This window comes from Shewanella sp. AC91-MNA-CIBAN-0169 (assembly GCF_040310165.1).
Classification (GTDB): domain Bacteria; phylum Pseudomonadota; class Gammaproteobacteria; order Enterobacterales; family Shewanellaceae; genus Shewanella.
The window spans coordinates 159,012-165,011 of sequence record NZ_JBEOPM010000009.1 but is presented as its reverse complement, the minus strand read 5'-3'; the positions used below and the strand labels follow the sequence as shown (position 1 = coordinate 165,011).

General features: G+C 38.5%; 3 protein-coding genes. 1 reads left to right on the top strand and 2 read right to left on the bottom strand.

All coding sequences use genetic code 11. From position 1 onward, the window contains the following. The first annotated feature begins 975 nt into the window (after positions 1–975). On the top strand, positions 976–3,120 hold the full coding sequence (locus AAEY98_RS10205; protein ID WP_351016743.1) for a putative bifunctional diguanylate cyclase/phosphodiesterase: 2,145 nt from the start codon (positions 976–978) through the stop codon (positions 3,118–3,120). A 199-nt stretch (positions 3,121–3,319) separates the two neighbouring features. Here AAEY98_RS10205 and yidZ read toward each other — a convergent pair whose 3' ends face one another. Together yidZ and AAEY98_RS10195 are read right to left on the bottom strand one after the other, a co-directional pair. Continuing rightward, a complete protein-coding gene (gene yidZ / locus AAEY98_RS10200) occupies positions 3,320–4,294 on the bottom strand; it encodes an HTH-type transcriptional regulator YidZ (protein ID WP_351016740.1) in 975 nt (324 codons plus the stop codon). Next, positions 4,269–5,531, bottom strand: a complete 1,263-nt coding sequence (locus AAEY98_RS10195) for an MFS transporter (protein WP_351016738.1) — start codon at positions 5,529–5,531, stop codon at positions 4,269–4,271. The genes yidZ and AAEY98_RS10195 overlap by 26 nt, the downstream gene beginning before the upstream one ends. Positions 5,532–6,000: the final 469 nt, after the last annotated feature.

Below are 6,000 nucleotides of genomic sequence, written 5' to 3'. Positions count from 1 at the left end.
GGGTTCCTCTTTATTAAAAGCAAGCTATCCCTCTTCTAGATTCAAGACCAAATGCCAAACCGACAAATATAAGGCCTTTTTATTTGGGCGTAAGATAGGGCTCTGAACCCCGGGTTCCTCTTTATTAAAAGCAAGCTATCCCTCTTCTAGATTCAAGACCAAATGCCAAACCGACAAATATAAGGCCTATGTATTGGGGCGCAAGATAGGATTTTGAGCCCCCAAGGCTCCTCTTTATTAAAAGCAAGCTATCCCTCCTCAAGATTTAAGACCAAATGCCAAACCGACAAATATAAGGCTTATTTATTGGGGCGCAAGATAGGATTTTGAGCCCAAAGGCTCCTCTTTATGAAAAGCAAGCTATCCATCCTCATTAACAATTTTGAGCTTTACCTGCATTAAGTGAATATTGTGAGCATTGATACCGGAAACGACGACAAGGCACCACAAATTGTCAGCGCAGGCTGTGCGCTTAAGTATCCCCTCCAAAAAACACAACACATCCTCATATTTGATTGCTATCAAGTTTCTCAGCTGTGTTGAATTCCGTAGGCGACCGATAAGTCACTAATTCAAAACTAGTTTTTTTATGTGTCGATTGAGGTTGATGAATTGAGTACATCGAGCAGAGCTGTCGCCAAAGCAATGGAAATGAGCTATGTTACTTGTTCAGATGATGGGTGGCACAGTTTTTTCTACCGTTTAGGTCTTGGATATAGTGTAAAAAATTGAAGCTCTAATCTCATTTTGTTTTTCGTTTTATTAATATTTTTTTCGCTCATTAACTAAGTGATTTGCTTTGATACTTAATCAAGCTTACCTTATATTAAAGAATATCTGTTCGTTAAAACTGTTTTAGTATTGAAGTTAAAAAACAGTAATAAGTAGACTTTTGTGATTGATTAAAAGGCAAAAAGTTCTTATTTACAAAAGCTGATTAATCCATAACTTTTTATCCCAAACAGTATAAAGGCCATGCACAAGAATACGATAAGCCAAGAGGTTAATGAGTTAGTTTTAGATGCGACTAATGTTGGCGTCTGGGATTGGCGTGTTGAAAATGATGGTCTTGTTTGTAATGAACGTTGGGCTGAGATTATAGGGTATACCTTATCGGAGTTAATGCCTGTTGATTACCAAACTTGGCTAGATGTATTGCACCCAGATGATTTGCCTAGGGCAATTAAAAATTATGACTATCATTGTCAAGGCCAAAGCGAACTTTGTGAGTTAGAAGTTCGTATGAAACACAAAAGCGGTCATTATGTTTGGGTATTGTCTACAGGCAAAGCTATTGCATGGGATGTTGAAGGCAAGCCGACACGAATGATTGGCATGCACCAAGAAATAACCTTTCGTAAGCGGCAGGAAGAACTACTTGCAACCACAACCGAGTTATTGAGAGAATCTCAAGAGATAGGCAAGCTAGGTGGCTGGCAACTCAACTTGCATAACGGTGACTTGATTTGGACAGATGAAACTTACAGAATTTATGAAACAACTCCGCAAGAATATATTCCTACCGTTGAAATGGGGGTAAGTTATTTATTACCCGATTCCAAAAAATTATTCCAAGAAGCGCTTGATGCTGCGATTCAACTTGGCGAAGAGTACGACTTAGAGCTTGAAACTTATACCACCAAAGGACGAAAGATTGACGTTAGAACGACTTGTCATATCACGTATGTCGATGGTGTTGCTGAAAAATTAAGTGGTATATTTCAAGATATTACCGACGAGAAAAATAATCAACGCAAACTTGAAAAAAGTAATCAGGTATTAAAAGAAGTAAATGAGAAGTTAAAGTTTGCAGCCAACTATGATCCACTAACACATTTGCCAAACAGAAATTTGTTAGCTGATCGAATGCAGCAAGCGCTTATCAAAGCGCAGCGTAATAGCAAACAAATAGCTATAGCCTTCCTAGACTTGGATGGCTTTAAAGAGGTAAATGATGCTTACGGTCATGATATAGGAGATGAGTTTCTTTGCCTTGTTGCAAATAGGTTTAAAACTGCAATACGAGAGGATGATACTCTTGCCAGGTTTGGTGGCGATGAGTTTGTTTTGATTCTTGATGATTTAGACTGTCATCATCAAGCAACAGAAATATTACAGCGAATACTTTCTTCAATTACAGAAATATTTATTATTGAAAATAAGCGCCTTTCTATAACTGTGAGTATTGGCGTGACATTTTTCCCACAGGATAATAGTTACCCAGACATACTTATTCGTCATGCTGATCAGGCTATGTATCGGGCTAAAGAGCAGGGAAAGAATTGCATTCATGAATTTGACTTTGAAAATGATGTAGCGATAAAACTCCAGTATCGAGAGTTAGAATACATAAGCAATGGATTTAATAACAATGAGTTTTTGTTATTCTACCAACCCAAAATTAATATGGAAACTAATGATATTATAGGTTTAGAGGCCCTTATTCGTTGGCAACATCCGACAGAAGGTCTTTTGTCACCCTTTCGCTTTTTGCCCTACATTGAAGAAGAGCCTCTAGCAATTGAGTTAGGTAAATGGGTAATTGACCAGGCAATAAAGCAGCATAATGAATGGCGACGCTTAGGAATAGTTATACCTATCAGTGTCAATGTCAGTCCATTACAACTTCAGCATGAAGATTTCATTAAACAATTAAATGAAATCTTATTTCTCAACACGAGTTTTCAAGCGGGTCAGCTTGAATTTGAAATTTTAGAATCCAGTATTATTAAAGATACTCAGCACATCGCTGAGGTTATTAGTCAATGTAAACAGTTAGGGATACGTTTTTCGTTAGATGATTTTGGTACGGGGTATTCATCTTTAAGCTATTTGAGAAAGTTAAAGACTGATGTTATAAAAATAGATCAATCTTTTGTCATTGACATGTTAGATGATATGGATGATCAAGCCATTGTAAAAAGTGTCATTGAATTATCGAAGACCTTCGGTCGTTCTGTGATAGCAGAGGGGGTTGAAACCCAAGAGCATGGTCGGCAATTACTTAAAATGGGATGTCAATTAGCACAAGGTTTCGGTATAGCAAGGCCAATGCCAGCAAGCTCAATCCCTGAGTGGATTAATTTATGGAATACGTCTCCTCCTTGGATTTGTAAATGAGGGTTATGAGTTAGTCTTTAGTGTGTGTAGATCTTTGTGTGAAAGCATATGAAAGCTATTTTTCAACAACTGTAACCGTTATCAGCGCTTATAAAGCAGTAGGTTATCGATCTCATGTGTTCACCTAAAGTCATGTACGAGATAATAATATCACCTCTATTTAGGTGGCCAAAATAACTATGTCACTTGTATCTCTACACTAACGCAAGTAGGTATTATTAAGGTCTCGATATAAGGCTTTTATCGCATATCTTAACCATTTTATTTTTGGATTTTGATTGTTTCGTTTATGCCAAATCATGGTGAAGGGAATCATCAATTTATCTTGTAATGCTTTATCTACCGGAATAGGTAAACACACTAAATCTGTGTGTATATTACGACAGTAGTGCTGACAATATTGTGGTGCAGTGGTAATCATGTTGTGACCAGACTGAGCTGTCATAAACAAAGATTGTTCGAACGTGGCCATGGTTAATTCAATATTACGGCTTAAGCCCATTTCTATTAATACTTCATCTAATGCCCAGGTTTCAGACTTTTCCCATGTGATGTTAATTTGTGGATATTTTACAAAAGTATCAATATTCCAATCTTCTTTTAAGGCTGGGTGATCTTTATGTAAATACACTAAGGGGAGGTCGGTAAATAATACTTCGTAATTGATAAAGTAAGGTAAAAGTTTAATCGATTCTTTTGATCTTGGGTGGCTCTCTCGGCCAGTAAAACCAATGTCAACTTCTCCTCGAATAATAGCTTCAATTGAATCATAGTCCCAGTTATGAACTTTGACTTTAGCGTCTGGATACTGCTGAAATATTTGCTGTGTAAGCTGATTAAACATCGTCAGCAGCAATGGCGATTCCATCGCAAGATTAAAGCGCACACCGTTAGGGATCTCATCGCCGCGTTTGGCGAGTATTTGACTGCTGACTTGTAACCAGTCAGCAAGCTCTTGTTCCATACTGATGGCGAGTGACGTTGGGCTAAATCCATGAGGTGTTTTTATAAACAAAGGGTCGTCAAACCATTCTCGTAACTTGCTGAGAGATTTGCTCACCGTTGACGGCGTCACGTTCAGTTTTTTTGCTGTTTTAGTGACGCTTAATTCTTGTAGTAACAATTGCAGAGTGATCAGCAAGTTTAGATCAAGGCGTGCTAATGATTTCTTCATTGGAAATACTCGGCAGTGGTGAGGGAATGAATACTATTAAAACAGCGCTGATAACGCCACCCATTAACAATATTAATATCAGCATATTCAATGCACTTATACCAAGCAAGCCTAATAGCCAAATATACAAAGCTGAACTGCAAATTTGAGCCACTCCGAGCATAGAACTGGCGACACCCGCTCGATAACGATAGGGGCTAAGCGCTTGGCTCATTACCACACCAAACCCAATTGAAAATCCTGCACAGATAAGACTAAGACCAAATAGACTGATAAATTGGCTATCGGCACTGAGTTGAGTCTGCCCGAGGATGATTGCGGCAGACACAAATAATAATTGAGATACCAGCATCAAGCTACGTTGCTTGATATATGTCAACGCCAATGGCATAGCAAATGAGGTGAGCATACTAACAAGTGCCGTTAATGCCATCGCAATTGAATACTCGCCGCGACTAAAGCCCATGATATTCATGATCAACATTGGCGATACATTTACAAACGTAAGAATTGCTGTAACGGCAATGGCACTAATGAGTAGTCGGCTTAAAAAGAATCGTTGGTAAAAGGATTCTGCCGCAGTTGTGGATTGGGTTGTTGATTGAGTTGTTGATTGAGTGAAGGGGTGGGCTATCGATGGATCAGTTGTTTCGACTGTTGTTACATTAGCTCGTGATGATTGGCGTGTAGTATTGGTTTCTTTTAAAACAAATACTGACATTAAACACACCACTCCACCCATGGCTGCCATAGTAATAAACAGACTTGGCCATGGAAGGCTAAGCATGATCAAATGACCAATCACCGGGGCGATAACGGGCATGATGCAGGTAATTCCATTGACCATAGATAATACTTTTGCTCTGCGTTTATCGTCCAGCTTGTCACGTAAAATAGCAAACGCGACCACGTAACAACTGCCAGCGCCAATACCTTGAATAAAGCGGACGATTAAAAAAGATTGGCTGTTTTCTACTGTACTGCCCATGAACGAAGCTAATGTAAAAATAATAGCGCCAGTAATTGCTATGGGTCGTCTGCCGATAACGTCTGATAATTTACCGGCAAATACCATCGTTGTGGCCATACCCGCTAAATACACAGAAAAAGCGATATGGAGTTGTGACTCACTTGCACCTAAGTCTTTGGCGATTTGTGGTAAACCAACTAAATAAAGGTCAATTGCAGTGGGATAAAGCAGAACCAGCGCGAAGCTACACAGTATAAATCTAGTCATAAAACCCTCACTTAATGTTGCAAGGATAATAGATTGAAAGGTTTGTAGGTACGAGTTGCCATTTTGACAACAGGTATTTCTATTTACGACATCTCATTGATTAATTTGAATCTACTCACGTTGATTACATCAGCAGAAATGTCTTGATAAAAATGAGCTGCAGAGCATCGCTAAGCGTATTGAGTTCGCAGACTTCAGAGCTTTATTCAATCGAGCTCGCGGTTTTTATACGCTCACTCTTTAGATTAGGCCGTAAAAAAGGTTTGCTGAAATTATTGAAACGATGCTCCGGTCTTTATTCATCATGGAGTCAGAAAACTGTTGAGCATCAACTATACTATTACCATTAATGATTGAAGTTGATTTTTAGTTATCACCTTAAAAATCAAAGTGTCAATTGTCGAAAGCCGTTGTCTTTAGCGCTTGTTATTCATGTTTTTAATTTTACTGACTCAATTTTACGCTTCAA